Source organism: Pigmentiphaga soli (assembly GCF_039541095.1).
GTDB classification, from domain to species: domain Bacteria; phylum Pseudomonadota; class Gammaproteobacteria; order Burkholderiales; family Burkholderiaceae_B; genus Pigmentiphaga; species Pigmentiphaga soli.
This window is the reverse complement of sequence record NZ_BAABFO010000003.1, coordinates 38,535-57,593: the sequence shown is the minus strand read 5'-3', so window position 1 is coordinate 57,593 and position 19,059 is coordinate 38,535. Positions and strand designations below refer to the sequence as shown.

At 70.9% G+C, this 19,059-nt stretch carries 16 protein-coding genes; 6 read left to right on the top strand and 10 right to left on the bottom strand.

What is annotated here, in order from left to right; translation table 11 throughout:
- Positions 1–189 precede the first annotated feature (189 nt).
- The 4 genes from ABD927_RS04060 (at position 190) to ABD927_RS04045 (ending at position 3,502) form a co-directional block, all read left to right on the top strand.
- Positions 190–594, top strand: coding sequence for a hypothetical protein (locus tag ABD927_RS04060; RefSeq protein ID WP_345246593.1), 405 nt, complete (start codon positions 190–192; stop codon positions 592–594).
- A gap of 105 nt (positions 595–699) precedes the next feature.
- Complete coding sequence (ada, locus tag ABD927_RS04055; RefSeq protein ID WP_345246591.1) at positions 700–1,815, top strand: bifunctional DNA-binding transcriptional regulator/O6-methylguanine-DNA methyltransferase Ada; 1,116 nt, start codon at positions 700–702, stop codon at positions 1,813–1,815.
- Positions 1,816–1,912: 97 nt separating this feature from the next.
- Positions 1,913–2,437, top strand: coding sequence for a tRNA adenosine(34) deaminase TadA (gene tadA, locus ABD927_RS04050; RefSeq protein ID WP_345246589.1), 525 nt, complete (start codon positions 1,913–1,915; stop codon positions 2,435–2,437).
- Between the two features lie 15 nt (positions 2,438–2,452).
- Positions 2,453–3,502, top strand: a complete 1,050-nt coding sequence (locus ABD927_RS04045; protein WP_345246587.1) for an LD-carboxypeptidase — start codon at positions 2,453–2,455, stop codon at positions 3,500–3,502.
- A gap of 39 nt (positions 3,503–3,541) precedes the next feature.
- Here ABD927_RS04045 and mnhG read toward each other — a convergent pair whose 3' ends face one another.
- From mnhG to ABD927_RS04015, 6 genes are read right to left on the bottom strand one after another with little or no spacing between them, the layout of a single operon-like run.
- A complete protein-coding gene (gene mnhG / locus ABD927_RS04040; RefSeq protein WP_345246585.1) occupies positions 3,542–3,949 on the bottom strand; it encodes a monovalent cation/H(+) antiporter subunit G in 408 nt (135 codons plus the stop codon).
- Positions 3,946–4,221: a K+/H+ antiporter subunit F gene (locus ABD927_RS04035; RefSeq protein ID WP_345246583.1), complete on the bottom strand. Its 276-nt coding sequence runs from the start codon at positions 4,219–4,221 to the stop codon at positions 3,946–3,948. Before ABD927_RS04035 ends, mnhG begins: the two co-directional genes overlap by 4 nt.
- Complete coding sequence (locus ABD927_RS04030; protein WP_345246581.1) at positions 4,218–4,709, bottom strand: Na+/H+ antiporter subunit E; 492 nt, start codon at positions 4,707–4,709, stop codon at positions 4,218–4,220. The genes ABD927_RS04035 and ABD927_RS04030 overlap by 4 nt, the downstream gene beginning before the upstream one ends.
- Positions 4,706–6,358, bottom strand: a complete 1,653-nt coding sequence (locus ABD927_RS04025; RefSeq protein ID WP_345246579.1) for a monovalent cation/H+ antiporter subunit D — start codon at positions 6,356–6,358, stop codon at positions 4,706–4,708. Before ABD927_RS04025 ends, ABD927_RS04030 begins: the two co-directional genes overlap by 4 nt.
- Entirely contained in the window at positions 6,355–6,696 is a 342-nt protein-coding gene (locus ABD927_RS04020; RefSeq protein WP_345246577.1) for a Na+/H+ antiporter subunit C, read from the bottom strand. The genes ABD927_RS04025 and ABD927_RS04020 overlap by 4 nt, the downstream gene beginning before the upstream one ends.
- Positions 6,687–9,602 carry a monovalent cation/H+ antiporter subunit A gene (locus ABD927_RS04015; protein WP_345246575.1) on the bottom strand — a complete coding sequence of 972 codons (2,916 nt, stop codon included), beginning with the start codon at positions 9,600–9,602 and terminating at the stop codon, positions 6,687–6,689. The genes ABD927_RS04020 and ABD927_RS04015 overlap by 10 nt, the downstream gene beginning before the upstream one ends.
- Before the next feature lie 297 nt (positions 9,603–9,899).
- Between ABD927_RS04015 and ABD927_RS04010 the strand changes: the two genes are divergently transcribed.
- Both ABD927_RS04010 and ABD927_RS04005 read left to right on the top strand, forming a co-directional pair.
- A complete protein-coding gene (locus ABD927_RS04010; RefSeq protein WP_345246573.1) occupies positions 9,900–11,501 on the top strand; it encodes an ABC-F family ATPase in 1,602 nt (533 codons plus the stop codon).
- Positions 11,502–11,771: 270 nt separating this feature from the next.
- On the top strand, positions 11,772–12,698 hold the full coding sequence (locus ABD927_RS04005; protein WP_345246571.1) for a BMP family ABC transporter substrate-binding protein: 927 nt from the start codon (positions 11,772–11,774) through the stop codon (positions 12,696–12,698).
- Between the two features lie 55 nt (positions 12,699–12,753).
- On the opposite strand, the gene purT is transcribed toward ABD927_RS04005, so the two are convergent.
- The 4 genes from purT to ABD927_RS03985 all read right to left on the bottom strand — a co-directional run bounded on the left by purT (position 12,754) and on the right by ABD927_RS03985 (position 19,014).
- A complete protein-coding gene (gene purT, locus ABD927_RS04000) occupies positions 12,754–13,968 on the bottom strand; it encodes a formate-dependent phosphoribosylglycinamide formyltransferase (RefSeq protein ID WP_345246569.1) in 1,215 nt (404 codons plus the stop codon).
- 72 nt (positions 13,969–14,040) lie between these two features.
- Complete coding sequence (locus ABD927_RS03995) at positions 14,041–15,213, bottom strand: pyridoxal-phosphate-dependent aminotransferase family protein (RefSeq protein ID WP_345246921.1); 1,173 nt, start codon at positions 15,211–15,213, stop codon at positions 14,041–14,043.
- A 248-nt stretch (positions 15,214–15,461) separates the two neighbouring features.
- Positions 15,462–16,154 carry a two-component system response regulator KdpE gene (gene kdpE / locus ABD927_RS03990; RefSeq protein ID WP_345246568.1) on the bottom strand — a complete coding sequence of 231 codons (693 nt, stop codon included), beginning with the start codon at positions 16,152–16,154 and terminating at the stop codon, positions 15,462–15,464.
- A gap of 4 nt (positions 16,155–16,158) precedes the next feature.
- Positions 16,159–19,014 (bottom strand): DUF4118 domain-containing protein, encoded by a 2,856-nt coding sequence (locus ABD927_RS03985; protein WP_345246566.1) that lies wholly within the window; start codon positions 19,012–19,014, stop codon positions 16,159–16,161.
- Positions 19,015–19,059: the final 45 nt, after the last annotated feature.

Sequence of the window (19,059 nt, the reverse complement as noted above, 5' to 3'; positions counted from 1 at the left end):
CAGCCGCTACCGATTGTGACCGCGATCACGCGCCGCGCCGCACCGCCTTGCGTAGCGCGCACGTCACGTTCCGATGCTTACACTGGTAGCATGTTGCGGCATCGCGGCAGCCGTTCGGCTCTACACTTTTCGCGTGAACGCGCCGCACCGCATCACTGCCGTATCGCCACGGCGCAACGAGGAGCCTCCATGAAGACGATGAAAATCGCAACCCCCCGCATGGCCGCCTGCATCGTGCTCGCATTGTCCGGCATCGCGGCCGGCCAGGCCGTCCTGGCCGCCAGCGCCGACGACCGCTACCGCGAGGAAATCGCCCGCTGCAACAGCGGCCGGTCGAACGAAGACCGCGCCACCTGCCGCCGCGAGGCGGGTGCCGCGCTGGAAGAGGCGCGCCACGGCAAGATGCCGTCGGCCGCCAACCAGGACCAGTACGCCCGCAATGCGGTGGCGCGCTGCGACGCGCTGCCGCAGGAAGACCGTTCCGCCTGCGTGGCCCGCATCCAGGGCAAGGGCGTTACGCGCGGCAGCGTGGAAGGCGGCGGCATCTACCGCGAATACCGCGAGGTCGTGCCCGGCACGCAAGGCAACCGCTGACCGCCGCGCCGACCGGATTCGACCGCAATAACCGGGGTGCGCCTGCCCGCTGCCGGGGACATCATGGACGGACTGCCGCATGAAGCGGTGCGTTATCGTAGAGCCATGATCCCGGAAATCACATCGCCCCCGGCGGCGCAACGCTATCCCGACGACGAGGCCCGCTGGCGGGCCGTCGCAGCGCGCGACGCGGCCGCCGGTGGCCATTTCTTCTATTCGGTCCGCAGCACGGGCGTCTATTGCCGGCCAGGCTGCCCGGCGCGGCTGCCGCGCCGCGAGAACGTCGACTTCCACGCCTGCGCCCAGGCCGCCGAGGCGGCCGGCTTCAGGCCCTGCCTGCGCTGCCGTCCCCAGGCCGTCGCCAACCCGGAAGCCGATCCGGTGGCGCGCGCCTGCCGGCTGATCGAAGCGGCCGCCGGATCGGGCGATGCGCCACCCGACCTGGACCGGCTCGCCGCCGCGGCCGGCTTGAGCCGCTTCCATTTCCACCGCCTGTTCAAGACCCGCACCGGCGTCACGCCCGCCGCCTATGCCCGCGCCCGGCGCGCAGAGGCGGTACGCAAGGGGCTGGCCGGCGCACGCAGCGTGACGCAGGCCGTCTACGAGGCCGGTTTCGGCTCCGGCAGCCGCTTCTACGAGCGCTCTTCGGCCATGCTGGGCATGACGCCGACCCAGTTCCGCCGCGGCGGGCAGGGCGCGCGCATCCGCTTCGCGCTGGGCCAGTGCTCGCTCGGCGCCATTCTGGTGGCGGCCACCGACCAGGGAATCTGCGCCATCTCGCTGGGCGACGACCCCGACGCGCTGCTGCGCGAATTGCAAGACCGTTTCCCGCACGCGGAACTGGTCGGCGCCGACGCCGCGTTCGAACAATGGGTGGCGCGCGTGGTCGGCGCCGTCGAAGCGCCGGCGCTGGGCCTGGATCTGCCGCTGGACGTGCGCGGCACCGCGTTCCAGCTGCGCGTATGGGAAGCCCTGCGGGCGCTGCCCGCCGGCAGCACCATCAGCTACGCCGAGCTGGCCGAGCGCATCGGCGCCCCCGGCTCGGCGCGCGCCGTGGCCCGGGCCTGCGCGAGCAACAGCGTGGCGGTGGCGATTCCCTGCCACCGCGTGGTGCGCGGCGACGGCGGCGTGGCTGGCTACCGCTGGGGCGTGGAACGCAAGCGGGCCTTGCTGGAGCGCGAAGCCGGAGGATCGGCCGGCGACGCCGGCGGGACATCCTGAGTCGGGCGCGGCGCCTGGTCGGCGCCCGCAGCCGTTGCCGCGCCCGCGGCACGGTAGAATCGGCGCCGATGCACACGCAACGTCTTTTCCCAAGCCCATGCCCGAATCGCCCGATACCCTGCTGATGCGCCGCGCGCTGTCGCTGGCCGAACAGGCCTGGCGCGACGGCGAGGTGCCGGTCGGCGCGGTGGTGTGCGATGCCGACGGGCGGGTGCTGGGCGAGGGCGCGAACCGGCCGATCGGCGGCAGCGATCCCACCGCCCATGCCGAGATCCAGGCGCTGCGGGCGGCCTGCGCCCGCGTGGGCAACTACCGCCTGCCGGGCGCCACGCTGTACGTCACGCTCGAACCCTGCGCGATGTGCATGGGCGCGATGCTGCACGCGCGCCTGGCGCGCGTGGTGTTCGGCGCGCGCGATCCCAAGACCGGCGCCTGCGGCGGCGTGATCGACCTGCCGGCGGTGGCGGCGCTGAACCACCAGACGGTGGTGGAGGGCGGCGTGCTGGCCGAGGAGTGCGGCGCGCAATTGCGGGCCTTCTTCCGCGAACGGCGCGATGCCGGCCGGCGCCGAGTGGCCGCGCCCGTGGAGCCGGACGATGTGCAGCCGCCTGCCGGTCTTTAACCCGATAACCACCCAATGCCGAACAAGAAAGCCATAGCCGGAAAAAAGGCCGCCGCCGAAGAATCCATCGCCGCGCCGCGCCCGGCCTCTCGCCGCGCCGCTTCCCGGCCCGGCATCTATCTCGTTTCGCCCTCCGGCGCGCTCCAGGATCCCGCAGCGCTGGCCCGCGCCCGCGCCAACCTGGGCGGACTCGGCTTCAAGGTCGCGGCCGACCGCGGCGCAGCGCGCCGCGCGCTGCGCTTCGCAGGCACCGACGAACAGCGGCTGGAAGCCCTGGCGCGCGCGGCCGCCCAGCCCCATCCCATCGTCATGGCCACGCGCGGCGGCTATGGCCTGTCGCGGCTGCTGGACCGCATCGACTGGCGGGCGATGGCCGACAGCGGCAAGCGCTTCGTCGGCCACAGCGATTTCACGCTGTTCCAGCTGGCGCTGCTGGCCCGCACCGGCGCGGTCAGCTGGGCCGGGCCGATGGCGGTGTCCGACTTCGGCGGCACGCGCGTGGACGACCTGACGGCCGCGCTGTTCCGCGAGTGCATGTCGGGCGAACTGGAAATCCTCAGCTTCGAGACCGCCGACGCCGATCCGGTGGATGGCCGCGGCATTCTGTGGGGCGGCAACCTGGCCGTGCTGACGGCGCTGCTGGGCACGCCCTACATGCCGCGCACGCGCGGCATCCTGTTCCTGGAAGACGTCAACGAACACCCTTACCGCATCGAGCGGATGCTGATCCAGCTCGCGCAGGCGGGTGTGCTGGGGCGCCAGAAGGCGATCGTGCTGGGCAGCTTCACCGACTACAAGCTCGGTCCGCACGATGGCGGCTACGACATGGCGGAAGTGGTGCGCCACCTGCGCCGGATGGTGCGCGTGCCGGTGGTGACCGGGCTGCCGTTCGGGCACGTGAAGCTCAAGGCCACCCTGCCGGTGGGCGCCCGGGTCGGGATCGCCGTCGAGGACGGCATGGCCCACATCGTGTTCGAAGAGCACGCCCATGAGCATGACCACGGCCACGCGGACGCGCACGGCCATGGCCGCGATCATGGCGACGGCCACCGCCATGCTCATTGACATCCCTGCCCGGCCGCGGCCCGGCCGGCCGCCCACCGCCTAAGAAGAGGGCAGTTCGGGCAGGCTCGTCTCGTCGGCGAGCTCGCCGAAATCGGCCGCCGCGCCGCCCCGCAGGTCGTCCTTGCCGGGCACTTCCTTGCCGGCGCGCCGGTGCCGGTACAGCGCGGCGCGCGCCAGCAGCATGGTGGTGATCGGCGGCGTGAGCGCGACGAAGATGGCGATCAGGATCTCGTGGATCACCGGCTTGCCCTCGGCCATCGAAAAATACAGTGCCGATGCGGCACAGCTGAACAGCGTGGCGAAGGTGGTGACCATCGTCGGCCCGTGCATGCGCTGGTAGAAGCTTTCGAAGCGCCACAGCCCCAGCGTGCCGACCAGCGCCAGCAGGCCCGCCGCGACGATCAGCAAAGAAGCCAGCAGCGCCGCCCAGTCGGGTATAGGGTTCACTCGATCACCTCCCCGCGCAGCAGGAACTTGGCCAGCGCGATGCTGCCGACGAAGCCGAGCAGCGCGATCACCAGCGCCGCCTCGAAATACAGCACTTCGCCGTAGCGGATGGCCATCGCCATCAGCAGCAGCATGGCGTTCATGTAGAGCGTGTCGAGCGCCAGCACGCGATCCTGCGCCTGCGGGCCGCGCAGCAGCCGCAGGGTGGCCAGGATCATCGCCAGCGCGAAGCACAGCATCGCGGCCAGGCAGGCCCAGGGCAGCACGCTCATTCGAAAATCTCCCTCAGCGGTCGTTCATAGCGGTCCTTGACGGTGCGGACCCAGTCTTCCTCTTGCTGCAGGTCGAGCACGTGGATGGTAAGCGTGCTGCCGTCGTCGGACAGTTCGCACCATACCGTGCCCGGGATGCCGGTCAGGATGGCGGCCAGCATCGACAGCCCGTGCGGGTCGCGCAGCTCCAGCGGTATCTCGACGAACCCCGACCGGTGGCGCCGCTCGCGGCCGCCCAGGATGACGCGGGCCACCGCCAGGTTGGACAGGAAGCTGTCCCACAGCACGGTGGCCAGCAGTCTCAGCGCGACCCAAGGCCGGCGCACCCTGACCGCGGTGGGCCGCAGCTTCGCCGTCAGCCGCGGCAGCGCGAGCGCCAGCACCGCGCCCAGCAGGATCTGGCCCGGCGCCACGCTGCGATTGAGCAGCAGCCACATCGCGAACAGGCTGGCCGACATCAGCGGCCAGCGGAACAGGCGGCGGATCATGGCAGTACTCCCGCCGTGGCGCCGACCTGCCGCGCGGCCATCACGCCGCGTATGTAGTCGTGCGGCGCATGCAGCGCGGCCGCGGCCGCCTCGAAATAGCGCATCGCGGGCCCGGCCTGGAAGGTCAGCGCCACGCACAGCGCCAGCAGGGCAGTGATGGGCAGCACCTCGATCACCCGCAGCCGCGGCACGGCGCGCCCCGACGGCGCCCAGAAGGTGCGGACCCCCATGCGCGCCAGCGCGATCAGCCCGGTCAGCCCGGAGCCGATCACCAGCCCCGTCATGACCCAAGCGCTGGCCGGCACGCCGCTGCCGACGTCGGGCGTGAGGCCGCCCGGGTTCAGCACCGAGCTCAGCAGCACGAACTTGGCGACGAAGCCCGACATCGGCGGCAGGCCGGTCAGCAGCAGCGCGCAGGCCACGAAGGCCAGGCCCAGGAAGGCCATCGCGGCCGGAATCGCGACCCCCGCGTCGCCGGTGTCGGCGTCGTCGTCATCGTCGACCTGCAGGCGGTCCAGGCCGAAGGCCTCGCGCGTGAGCGCCAGCAGGTCGGCGCCGTAGCTGCGGCTGCGCTCGATCAGTTCGAGCAGCAGGTAGAACGCCCCCAGCGCCAGCGTCGAATTGACCAGGTAGAACAAGGCGCCGGCCGTGACGGCGGGCGAACGGAAGCCGGCCGCCGCCAGCAGCGTGCCCGACGAAACGATGGCGCTGAAGCCCACCAGCCGCGGCAGGTTCTGCGCCGCCAGCATGCCCAGCGCGCCGAAGCTCAGCGTGATCAGGCCGATCAGCAGCAGCCAGTGGCTGCCGAAGCCGGCCGAGGCGCCGGCGTCGTCGCCGAACAGCAGCAGCGACAGCCGCAGGATCACGTAGATCCCCATCTTGGTCATGACCGAGAACAGCGCGGCCGCCGGCGGGCTGGCGGCCGCGTAGGCCGGCGGCAGCCAGAAGTTCAGCGGCCAGGCGCCGGCCTTGAGCAGGAAGGCCACGCCGAGGATGGCCGCCCCGGCCTGCAGCAACAGGTGTTCGCCATCGCGCATCTGGGCGATGCGCAGCGCCACGTCGGCCATGTTCAGGCTGCCGCTGACGCCGTAGATCATGCTGACGCCGATCAGGAACAGCGAGGAGCCCACCAGGTTGACCACGATGTAGTGCAGTCCGGCCTTGACTCGGTCCGGCCCGGAACCGTGCAGCAGCAGGCCGTAGGAGGCCGCCAGCAGCACCTCGAAGAAGACGAACAGGTTGAACAGGTCGGCCGTCAGGAAGGCGCCGTTGAGCCCCATCAGCTGGAACTGGAACAGCGGATGGAAGTGCACCCCGGCGCGGTGCCAGCGCGCGATGGCGAACACCAGCGAGCACAGCGCCATGATCGAGGTCAGCACCAGCATCGCGGCCGACAGGCGGTCGGCCGCCAGCGCGATGCCGAACGGCGGCGGCCAGTTGGCCGGCAGGTAGACCGCGACCTCGACGCCGCCGGCGTTCACGCGCCGCAGCAGCGCCACCGCCGTGGCCAGCAGCGCGGCGGTGGCCGCCACGTTGATGCCGGCCTTGAGCCGGGTGCGGCGCTCGCCCAGCAGCAGCATCGCGCCGCCCACCACCAGCGGCAGCACGATCGGAACGATGAGCAGGTGGTCCAGCAGCGACCGCATCATTCGACCTCCCGGCCGTCGACGTGGTCGGTGCCGGTCAGCCCGCGCGAAGCCAGCAGCACCACCAGGAACAGGGCGGTCATCGCGAAGCCGATCACGATCGCCGTCAGCACCAGCGATTGCGGCAGCGGGTCGGCGTAGTGGTGGATGTCGATGGGGCGGTCGCCGCCGATGATGGGAAGCTGGTCGATGGACAGGCGCCCGGTGGCGAAAATGAAGAGATTGACGGCGTAGGAGATCAGCGACAGGCCGAGGATGACCTGGAAGGTGCGCGGCCGCAGCAGCAGCCAGATGCCCGAGCCGGCCAGCGCGCCGATGGCCAGCGAAATGATCAGTTCCAAGGCCGTTCTCCCGGTTCGGCGGCCGCCTGCGTGTGCTGGGCCGCGCGGTGGCTGCGGATCGACTGGTGCGCCAGCGCCGTCAGGATCAGCATGGTGGCGCCGACCACGAGGACGAACACGCCCAGGTCGAACAGGAAAGCGCTCGGCAAGGGGACTTCTCCGATCAGGGGCAGGGTGGGGTGGAAGGCGTGCGAGGTCAGGAAGGGGTAGCCGAACAGCCAGGCGCCGAGCCCGGTGCCGACGGCGAACAGCAGTCCCAGGCCGATCCAGCTCTGCGGCACCAGCCGCAGCCGGGACTCGACCCAGACGGTGCCGCCCATCATGTACTGCAGGATGAAGGCCACCGACAGCACCAGCCCGGCCACGAAGCCGCCGCCCGGCTGGTTGTGGCCGCGCAGGAACAGGTAGACGGCGAACAGCGCGATCGCCGGCAACAGCAGCCGCACCAGCACCGCCGGCACCGTCAGGTAGCCGGTGCTGGGATCGACGCCGCCGCGGCCGTCGCCGTCGGGCTTGCCCTGGTCCGTTTGCTGGTGCGGCAGCGGGATGCTCTCCGGCGCGGGCCGGAAGCGGCGCAGCAGCGCGTAGACGGTCAGCGCCACGGTGCCCAGCACGGTGATCTCGCCCATCGTGTCGAAGCCGCGGAAATCCACCAGCAGCACGTTGACCACGTTGGCGCCGCCGCCGCCCGGCAGCGCGTGCTCCAGGAAGTAGCTGGAGATGGTATCGGGATAGGGCCGGGTCAGCAGCGCGTACGACAGCCCGGCCAGCCCCAGCCCGCAGCCGACCGACAGCAGCAGGTCGCGCCCGCGGTGCACCCAGGCCGAGGCGGGGGTGCGCAGGCCCAGCTCGCGCGGTTCCTTGCGGCTGGGCAGCCAGCGCAGGCCCAGCAGCATCAGGATGGTGGTGACGACCTCCACCAGCAGCTGGGTCAGCGCCAGGTCGGGCGCCGAGAACCACAGGAAGGTGATGCACACGGCCAGTCCCGAGCCGCCGATCAGCGCCAGCGCCACCAGCCGGTGGTATTTGGCCTGGTAGGCACAGCCGATGGCGCACACGATGCCCATCACCCACAGCAGCGCGAAGGCCGGGTCGGCCGCGCCGGGCGCGACCGGGCCGCGCAGCGACGGCAGTCCGCGCGCGGCGCACAGCCCCACCCCCACGGCCACCATGACGATGACCACCAGCTGCGGCTGCAGCCCGCGCGCGCCCAGGCTGTTGGTGAGGCGGTCGGCCAGCGCGGTGGCCAGGGTCAGGATGCGCTCGAACGAACGCTTGCCGCTGAAGCGGTAGATCAGCGGCAGCCGCTCGACCGTGCGCAGCCGCAGCCCCTTCTGCAGGATGAGATAGAACAAGGAGCCGCCGCCCAGGGCGATGAAGCTCATCAGCAGCGGCAGCGTGAAGCCGTGCCAGATCTCAAGGCTGTAGTGCGGCACCTGTTCGCCCAGCACGGCGCGGGCCGCGGTGGCCAGGAAGGGCGCGATGGTGTAGGCCGGCACGATGCCCACCACCAGGCAGGCGAAGGCCAGCAGCTCGGCCGGCAGGCGCATCCAGCGCACGGGCTCGTGCGGCGTGCGCGGCAGGTCGCGCGGCGGCGGGCCGAAGAACACGTCGTGCATGAAGCGCCACGAGTAGGCCACGCTGAAGGCGCCGGCCACGGTGGCGGCCACCGGCAGCGCGAACCGCATGCCGACCTCGTTGCCCACCACCACGGCCTCGGTGAAGAACATTTCCTTCGAGATGAAGCCGTTCAGCAGCGGCACGCCGGCCATCGCGGCGGCGGCCACCATCGCCAGCGTGGCGGTCACCGGCATCAGCCGGTACAGGCCGCTCAGGCGGCGCATGTCGCGCGTGCCGCATTCGTGGTCGATGATGCCGGCGGCCATGAACAGCGAGGCCTTGAAGGTGGCGTGGTTCATCGTGTGGAAGATCGCGGCCACCGTGGCCAGCGGGCTGCCCAGCCCCAAGAGCAGCGTGATCAGCCCCAGGTGGCTGATGGTGGAATAGGCCAGCAGCCCTTTCAGGTCCTGCTGGAAAATGGCCGCGTAGGCGCCGACCAGCAGCGTGCACAGCCCGGCGCCGCCGATGATCCAGAACCAGTCGGAGGTGCCGGCCAGCACCGGCCACAGCCGGATCAGCAGGAAGACGCCGGCCTTGACCATGGTGGCCGAGTGCAGATAGGCCGACACCGGCGTGGGCGCGGCCATCGCGTGCGGCAGCCAGAAGTGGAAAGGGAACTGCGCGCTCTTGGTGAGCGCGCCCAGCGCGATCAGCACCAGCGCCAGCGTGTAGACCGGATGGGTGCGGATCAGCTCGCCCGAGGCCAGCACGTCGTCCAGCTCGTAGCTGCCCACGATGTGCCCCAGCACCAGCACGCCGGCGAACAGGCACAGCCCGCCGGCGGCGGTGACCGTCAGCGCCATGCGCGCGCCGCGGCGGGCGTCGGCCCGGTGGTGCCAGTAGCCGATCAGCAGGAACGACACCATGCTGGTCAGCTCCCAGAACAGCGCCATCTGGATCAGGTTGCCCGACATCACCACGCCCAGCATGGAGCCCATGAAGGCCAGCAGGAACGAGAAAAAGCGCGGCACCGGGTCTTCCGGCGACATGTAGTAGCGCGCGTACAGCACCACCAGCAGGCCGATGCCCGTCACCATCAGCGCGAATATCCAGGCCAGGCCGTCCATCCGCAGCGAGAACGACAGCCCAAGCTCGGGCAGCCAGGCCGCCTCGTAGCGCAGCACGCCGCCGTACGACACGTCGGGATACATCAGGGCCGCCTGCACCGTGCCGGCCAGCGCGATGGCGCCGGCCAGCCAGGCTTCGCGATTGCGGGCGTTGGCCGGCAGGAAGGCCGCCACGGCGCTGCCCACGAACGGGAGCACAAGAAGGATCAATAACGACATGTCGAGCGGTTCACTCTGCTTTGTGGTGGGATAAGAGGAGGGAAAGGCCGACCGGGCAGCCGCCGCGGGCCAGCGGCTGTCGGACCCCAATGGTAGCAAACGGTTGCCGCATCGTAGGCCCGCAGTGCAGCACGGGGTCGCGGGACGGCCCCGGGCGGCGGCGGCCGGCGCTGTCACGACCGTGGGGGCCGGCCTTGCTACACTAAGCGATTCGGCGCCCCGCGCGTGCGCCCCATCCGGCCTGCCGGGCCCGTCAGGCCCCGCGGCGCCCCATTTTCCCAGGCACTTGTCGTCACCGTGATTTCCACCGCCAACCTCACCATCCAGTTCGGCCCCAAACCCCTGTTCGAGAACGTCTCGGTCAAGTTCGGCGACGGCAATCGCTACGGCCTGATCGGCGCCAACGGCAGCGGCAAGTCGACGCTGATGAAAATCATCGGCGGCGACCTGGAGCCCAGTTCCGGCAACGTCTCGCTGGAGCCCAACACCCGGCTGGGCAAGCTGCGCCAGGACCAGTTCGCGTTCGAGGACGTGCGCGTGCTCGACGTGGTGCTGATGGGCCATGCCGAGATGTGGCAGGCCATGACCGAGCGCGACGCCATCTACGCCAATCCCGACGCCAGCGACGAAGACTACATGCGCGCCGCCGACCTGGAGGCCAAGTTCGCCGAATACGACGGCTACACGGCCGAGGCGCGCGCCGGCGAGCTGCTGCTGGGCCTGGGCATCCCGGTCGAGCAGCACCAGCTGCCGATGCGCGAGGTGGCCCCCGGCTGGAAGCTGCGGGTGCTGCTGGCGCAGGCGCTGTTCTCCAACCCCGACGTGCTGCTGCTCGACGAACCCACCAACAACCTCGACATCAACACCATCCGCTGGCTGGAGAACGTGCTCAACCAGTACCAGTCGACGATGATCATCATCAGCCACGACCGGCACTTCCTGAACCAGGTCTGCACCCACATGGCCGACCTCGACTACCGCGAGGTCCGCATTTACCCGGGCAACTACGACGACTACATGCTGGCCTCGGCCCAGGCGCGCGAGCGGCTGGTCAGCGCCAACGCCAAGGCCAAGGAGCGCATCGGCGAACTGCAGGATTTCGTGCGCCGCTTCTCGGCCAACAAGTCCAAGGCCCGCCAGGCCACCTCGCGCCTGAAGCAGATCGACAAGCTCAAGGCCGAAACGGTCGAGGTCAAGCCGTCGTCGCGCCAGAACCCCTACATCCGCTTCGAGCTGGCCAAGGCCATGCACCGGCAGGCGGTGGAGGCCGAGAACCTCGCCAAGGCCTACGACCGGCCGGTGATCGGCGGCTTCTCGGCCATGGTAGAAGCGGGCGAGAAGATCGCCATCATCGGCGCCAACGGCGCCGGCAAGACCACGCTGCTGCGCCTGCTGGCGGGCGACCTGGCGCCCGACGCCGGCCGCCTCAAGTGGTCCGACAACGCCAACCTGGGCTATATGGCGCAGGACGTGTCGGATCAGTTTCAGTCCGATGACAACCTGTTCGACTGGATGAGCCAGTGGCGCCAGCCGGGCGACGACGACCAGGCCATCCGCTCGGTGCTGGGACGGCTGTTGTTCTCCAGCGACGACATCGTCAAGCCGGTGCGGGTGCTGTCGGGCGGCGAGAAGAACCGGATGCTGTTCGGCAAGCTGATGCTGGGCCGGCACAACGTGCTGCTGATGGACGAGCCCACCAACCACCTCGACATGGAGTCGATCGAGTCGCTGCAGTTCGCGCTCGACAAGTTCGCCGGCACGCTGTTCTTCGTGTCGCACGACCGCGAATTCGTGTCCGGACTGGCCAGCCGCATCATCGAGATCCTGCCGTCGGGCGAGATCGTCGACTATCACGGCAACTACGACGACTACCTGGCGTCGCGCGGCATCGAGGCCTGACCGGCGGCCCCGTGCCGCCAAGGGCACGAACCTTGCTTGACATCGGCATGCCCCGGGACCCGCTCCCGCAGGAATGCCAATGAACGCCCCGCATACTTTCTTCGTGCCGCCCTATATCAGTGCCTTCCCGCCGCCGGTGCCCGCGCCCGGTGCGTATATGCCGCGGAACCAACGGCTGCCGTCCGCGCTCAAAGCGAGCGACAACCACACGCAGCAGCTGCCGTCTCCGCCCGGGAGTCCGGCGCGACTCGGGCCCCGGAGGTAGATGCCATGCGGATCAAGGTCATTCTGTTCGGGCCGCCGGGCCGCGGCAGCTTCAACGAATCCGGGCTGGCCGGCGTCGAGCGCGCGCGGGCCGCCGGCGTACCGGCCGACGTCATCTGGGTGCAGTCCGACGGCCCGGCGATGCGCGCCGCGCGGCTGATGGACATCTGCCTGCACGGCGCCGACCTGGTGGTGCTGCACGGCGGCCAGGGCGACTACCCGGTCACGGTGGTGGCCGACCGCTTCCCGCATATCCATTTCGTCATCATCCAGGGCAGCTACACCGCTCCCAACGCCGCCAGCTACGAAGTGCTGCAGGAACAATCGGCCTTCCTGGCCGGCGTGGCCGCGGCTGCCGAAACGCGCAGCGGGGTGGTGGGCCACCTGTCGGGCGAACGCATCCGGCCCGGCCTGAAGGGGCGCGCCGCCTACGTGGACGGCGTGCTGCGCCAGCGGCCCGACACCGCGCTGCTGACCACCTTCTGCGGCAATCCGCACGACCCCGAACTGGCCTTCGACACCTTCGCCGCGATGGCCGCGCGCCAGGCCGACACGGTGTTCGCGATGATCGACGGCGGCCGCGACGGCGCGATCGACGCCTGCCGCGCCTTCGGCGTGCGGCAGATCGGCAACGTGCTCGACTGGACCGAGCGCCATCCCGACGTGTTCCTGGCCTCGGCCATCGCCAACTGCGGCCGCTGCATAGAGACCGCGATCCTCGACTTCTACCGCGGCGCGGTGGATTTCGGCGCCAAGACCGTATTCGGCCTGGACCAGCCCGACTACGTGCGCCTGATATTGAACGATTCGGTCTGCCACGAGGCCCGCGTGGCCGTCGACGACTGGGCGCAGCGCCTGCTGGACGGCACGGTGCTGCCGGCGGATCAGTACTATGGAGAGGAATTCGAGCCGATGCTGGAGCGAGGGGCCTAGGCGCGCCGGGCCGGGCGCCGGATCGAGATCGGCCCGAGCGCGCTCCGGGCCGAGTTCATCCTCTCGGCCTGACCTTGGCAGAGGCCGCCTTGGCGCGGGCGCGCGCGGTGTCCACGTCGTCGGCCGTGGCCAGCGCCACGCCCATCCGGCGCTTGACGAACGATTCCGGCTTGCCGAACAGCCGGATGTCGACGCCCGGTTCGGACAGCGCCTCGGCCACGCCGTCGAACACCACCGCCTTGGCCTGCACGCCGCCGTAGATCACGCTGCTGGCGCCGGGCTGGCGCAGCGCGGTCGACACCGGCAGGCCGAGCAGCGCGCGCGCGTGCAGCTCGAATTCGTTCTGCGCCTGGGTGGCCATGGTCACCATGCCGGTGTCGTGGGGACGCGGGCTGACTTCAGAGAACCATACCTGGTCGCCGGCCACGAACAGCTCGACGCCGAAGATGCCCAGCCCGCCCAGCTCGCCGGTCACTTTCAGCGCGATGTCCCGGGCGCGCGCCAGCGCGGCCGGCGGCATGGGATGCGGCTGCCAGCTTTCCACGTAGTCGCCGTCGACTTGCACGTGGCCGATCGGCTCGCAGAACCGGGTGGCGACGCTGCCGTCGGCCGCGAGCGCCCGCACGGTGAGCAGCGTGATTTCATAGTCGAAGCGGATGAAGCCCTCGACGATCACGCGGCCGCCGCCGACGCGGCCGCCTTCCTGCGCATAGCGCCAGGCGGCTTCCAGATCCTGCGGGCCGTCCAGTCTGGACTGGCCCTTGCCCGACGACGACATCACCGGCTTGACGATGCAGGGATAGCCGATGCCGTCGTCGACGGCGGCGCGCAGTTCTTCCAGCGACGACGCGAAGCGGTAGGGCGAGGTCGGCAGCCCCAGCGTCTCGGCCGCCAGGCGGCGGATGCCCTCGCGGTTCATGGTCAGCTGCGCGGCGCGGGCGGTGGGCGTGACGCGGGCCACGCCGGCGGCTTCCAGCTCGACCAGCAGGTCGGTGGCGATGGCCTCGATCTCGGGCACGATGATGTGCGGCCTTTCGTGCTCGATCACGGCCTTCAGCGCGGCGCGGTCGGTCATCGCCACGGTATGGGCGCGATGCGCGACCTGCTGGCCCGGGGCGCCGGCGTAGCGGTCGACGGCGATGGTTTCGGCGCCCAGCCGCTGCAGCGCGATGATGACTTCCTTGCCCAGTTCGCCGGCGCCGAGCAGCATGACGCGGATGGCTTGCGGCGACAGGGGGGTGCCGAGCGGCGGGATGGCGGGAGCGGACATGGCGGGCGTTCCAGAAAATCGGTCGAAACCCGCACTGTAGCCGAAGCGGGCCGCGCGCGGCGGCCGGCGGCCTTACGCCGTGCGCACGTGCTGCAGGCTGTATTCCAGCGTGGCCATGGCGGCCGGGATGTCGACCTTGGCGCCCAGGTCGCGGATGGTGGAGCCCAGCGCGTGCAGCGTGCGGAACAGGTTGTGCGCGCGGCACTGTTCGCCCATCTGGCCGATGCGCACGATGGGCAGGCCGAACGAACCCGAGATTTCCACGTGGTACTGACCGGAGATGTGGTTGCAGATCTCAGGGCTGCCCAGCCCGTCCGGGACCGACACGCCGATCACCGAATTCAGCCGCGACGACGGCGCCGTCCACAGCCGCAGGCCCATGGCCTCGATGCCGTTCTGCAGCGCGAACGAGCAGCGCGAATGGCGCGCGAAGCGCACCGGCAGGGTTTCGGCGCACACCAGGCGCAGCGCCTCGTGCAGCGCCAGCACGCCCGACACCGGCGCGGTGTAGTGGTACGAACCCTTGTGCCAGAAGTTCTCGGCCAGCTTGGCGTCCAGGCACCAGTGGGTGTTGGCCGTCTTGCGCTCGGCGATGCGGGCCCAGGCGTCGTCGGAGAACGCGATCAGCGACACGCCGGGAATCGACGCCAGTCCCTTCTGGCCGCCGGTGATGACGGCGTCGATCTGCCATTCGTCCATCTGCAGCGGCATCGTGCTGAGGGTACAGACGGCGTCGACGATGGTCAGGCAGCCGTGGCGCTTGGCGGCGCGGGCGATGGCCGGCAGTTCGCGGTTGAAGACGGTGTTGGAGGTTTCGCCCTGCACGATGGTGATGCAATCGGGGCGGTGCGTGGCGATCGCCTGCTCGACCTCGGCGGCGGAGGCGGCATGATGGCCCTGGATCTCGTGGATGACGACGTCGGCGCCCAGGCGCCGGCTCATCTCCGCCATGCGGGCGCTGAAGAAGCCGTTGACGATGCACAGCACCTTGCTGCCCGGCGCCACCAGATTGCAGATCGCCATTTCCATCGCGGCCGAGCCGGGCCCGGCCACGCCCAGCACCCATTCCGAATTGGTCTGGAACACGTAGCGCGACATGGCCTTGACCTGGGAAATGATGGTCGACATCGTCGACCCCAGGTGGTTGATGACCACGGAATTGGCGCGCGCCACGGCGTCGGGAATGGGGACCGGGCCGGCGCCCATCATCAGCAGCGGATCGTCGGGCAGGATCTCGCTGAGCATCTTGACGGCCGGCGGCGCGGAAAACACGGGGACGGATTCTGACGGCGCGGGGGAAGGCGGGACGAGGTCTTCGACGGCGCGAAGCTTGGGGCTTGACATCTTGGCGGTCTGCAACGCAGGGAAAGAGCAGATAATTTTACAAAGGTAGCACAGACGGAAAACCCGCGCCGGCGGCGGGGCCGGATGCACTGCCATGGCGGTGGCGACCGGCCGGCCGGGTTGCGCGGCCGCAACGATGACTCGGCCGCTCAGCCGGCGAAGCGGTAGCCCACGCCCACCTCGGTCAGCAGGAATGCCGGCTGGGCGGGATCGGCTTCCAGCTTTTGCCGCAGATGGCCCATGTAGATGCGCAGGTAGTGGTGGTCTTGCACGTGGCTGGGGCCCCAGACCTCGCGCAGCAGCTCGCGGTGGGTCATGACCTTGCCGCGGTGGGCCAGCAGCACGCCCAGCAGGCGGTATTCGATGGCGGTCAGGTGCACGCGTTCGCCGCCGCGGGTGACGGCGCGGCGGGCGAAGTCGACCTTCACCGCGCCGAAGGCGATTTCCGATGCGGCGCCAGCGCCGCCGCGCGCGCGGCGGCGCAGCAGCACGCGCAGGCGGGCCACCAGTTCGCCCACGCCGAAGGGCTTGGTCAGGTAGTCGTCGGCGCCGGCGTCGAGCGCGGCGATCTTGTCGGCCTCGCCGCTGCGGGCCGACAGCACCAGCACCGGCATTTCGGTCCAGCCGCGCAGCTGGCGGATCAGGTCCATGCCGTCGGCGTCGGGCAGGCCGAGGTCGAGCACGACCAGATCGGGGTGGCGGGTGCCGGCCTCGATCAGCCCGCGCCGCACGGTGTCGGCCTCGTGGACGACGCAATTCTCGCTTTCCAGCGCCGAGCGCAGGAAGCGGCGGATGTGCGGGTCATCCTCGATGATCAGGATGGCGGCTTGCTGTTCGAGCATGGCGTCAGGTCGGCTCGGGCTGGACTGCGGGCGGGGCGCCCAGCGGCAGCGTGAAGACGAAGCGGGCGCCGCGGGCCGGGGGCGGGCCGGCAGGCTCGACCCGGATGCGCCCGCGGTGGGCGTCGACGATGGCGCGGCAGACCGCCAGGCCGAGCCCGACGCCGGGCGTGGCCGACTCGCGCTCGCCGCGCGTGAACTTCTCGAAGATGCGCGTTTCCGCGCCCGGCGGCACGCCCGGCCCGTCGTCGGCCACGGTCACGCGCAGTTCGCCGTCGCCGGCCTCGGCATCGACGTGGATGTGGCTGCCCGGCGGCGTGTATTTGGCCGCATTTTCCAGCAGATTGCACAGCACGCGCTCGATCAGCACGCCATCGCATTCCACCAGCGGCAGCGCCGACAGCTTGCCGACCGTCACGCGGTGGCCGCGCAGCGGCTCGCGCATGGCGGCCAGCGCCGCGCCCACCAGTTCCTCGATCGATTGCCACTGCATCCGCAGCGGCGTGTCCAGGCTTTGCAGGCGGGCCATGTCGAGCAGGTTGGCGACCAGCGCGTGCATGCGGCGGGCCTGGTCGCGCATCGCCCCGATCGTTTCGAGCACTTCGCCGTCGAGCCGGCCGGGCCGGCGCAGCAGGGTCTCGGTCATGCCGACCAGGCCGGTGAGCGGCGTGCGCAGGTCGTGCGACATGGCGGCCAGCAGCGCGTTGCGCAGGCGCTCGGACTCCATGTGGACCAGGGCGCGCTGCGCCACCTCCACGTAGTGCAGCCGCTCCAGGCCGATGGCGATCAGCGTGGCGCAGGCTTCCAGCTGCTGGCGCTGCGACAGCGCGTCGCCGCCGGGGCCCGGCGGCCGCGGCTCGACCGCCAATACGCCGCGGGTGCGCATCGGCGCCCGTAGCGGCAGGTAGCGCAGCGGACGGTCGGACAGGGTCGTGGTGCCGGCGCCGGCCGGTTTGCCGTGATCCAGTACCCATTGGGCCACGGCGGTGTCGAGCGGGAGGATGCCGGGTGAGCCGCCGGCACCCGGCGCGGGACCGCCGGGCGTGCCGCCCGCGGTACCCGGGGCCGACGCGGCACCGGGTAGTGAATCGGTGGGCGTGGCCAGCGCCAGCCGGTCGTCGTTGTCCAGCAGGTAGACCGCGCAGCGCGCGCCGAAGGTGGCCTGCACGAAGCCGCGCGCCGAATCGACGATCTGCTCGGCCTGCAGCGCCGACGACAGCTCGCGCGCGAACTCGTACAGGCCCTGGGCCTGCGCCGCGCGCCGGATCGAGAACTGGGCCTGCAGGCGCAGGCCGGCGGTGAGCTGGCCGATCAGCAGCCCCACGCCGAGCAGCACGATGAAGGTCAGCAGGTACTGGATGTCGGAGACCGCGAACGATTCGTAGGGCTGCACGAAGAAATAGTCGAACAGCCCCACGCTCACCAGCGAGGCCAGCGCCGCCGGCCCGCGCCCATGGCGCAGCGCCACGGCGACCACCGCCAGCAGGAACAGCATGACGATGTTGGCGGGACGCAGCAGCGGCAGCAATAGCGCCGAGATGCCGGCGGCCACCGCGCAATACGCCAGCGCCCACAGGTAGCCGGCCGCGTTGCCGCGGCCGCCTTCCGGTTCGGCGCCGGATTGCGCACGTCGCCCCAGCGTCAAGGGCGTACCGCCCGGCGCCGGCGCGGCCGGGTGGGGCGGGGCGCCCATGCGTATCACGTCGGCGCCGGGACAGGCGGCGGCCAGCAGATCGGCGAAGCTGTGCCGGTGCAGCATCCAGCCCGGGGCCAGGGCAGCCGCCAGCAGGCCGCCGAAGGTCGGCAGCCGACGCCGGCGGTGGCGGCCGAGCACGATCTTGGTGACGTTGTGGCGCCGTGCGTAGCGCGCCACGGCGCCCGTCATGTCGCCGCCGGGCAGCGTTTCGGTGCGGGCGCCGAGCGATTCGGCCAGCGCCATGGCCGCCTGCAGCGCGGCGTGGCCGGACGGTACGCGCGCCGACGCGCGCACCGGATCGACGGTGACCACGTGCAGTTCGGCGTCCAGCTGCTGCGCCAGCCGGTGCGCGCCGCGCACCACGTATTCGGGATTGTCGTCGGCGGCGATGCAGGCGGCCACCGCTTCGCGCGTGCGCCACACCGAATCGATCTCGCGGTCGAGCCGGTAGGCCTGCACCGCATCGTCGACGTGGTCGGCCGTGCGGCGCAGCGCCAGTTCGCGCAGCGCGATCAGGTTGCCCTTGCGGAAGAAATTGCCGGCCGCCTGGCGCGCCTGTTCGGGCAGGTAGACCTTGCCCTGCTTCAGCCGGCGCAGCAGCTCGTCGGCCGGCAGGTCCACCAGGATGACCTCGTCGGCGGCGTCGAACACCGCGTCGGGCACGGTTTCCCACACGCGCACGCCGGTGATGCTGCCGACCGCCTCGTTCAGTTTGTCCAGGTGCTGCACGTTGAGCGTGGTCCAGACGTCGATGCCGGCCTCGGCCAGCTCCTGCACGTCCTGCCAGCGCTTGGCATGGCGCGAGCCGGGCGCGTTGGAGTGGGCCAGTTCGTCGACCAGCACCAGCGCCGGCGCGCGCGCCAGGGCGCCGTCGAGGTCGAATTCCCTGAGCGCGTGGCCGCGGTATTCGACCGTCTCGAGCGGCAGGACGTCCAGGCCGTCCAGCAGGGCCTCGGTTTCCTTGCGGCCGTGGGTCTCGACCACGCCGACCAGCACGCCGCCGCCTTGCCGGTGCCGGGCCTGGGCCGCCGCCAGCATGGCGTAGGTCTTGCCGACGCCGGCCGAAGCGCCGAAATACACCCGCAGCCGGCCGCGCGGCCGTGGCCCTTGGTCGAGCTGCCTGAGCAGGCGTTCGGGATCGGGGCGGCGGTCGTCCTGTCCATGCATGGCGGGCTGGCGTGGGGGGCGCGGGTGTGAGGGGGCTGGCGGCTA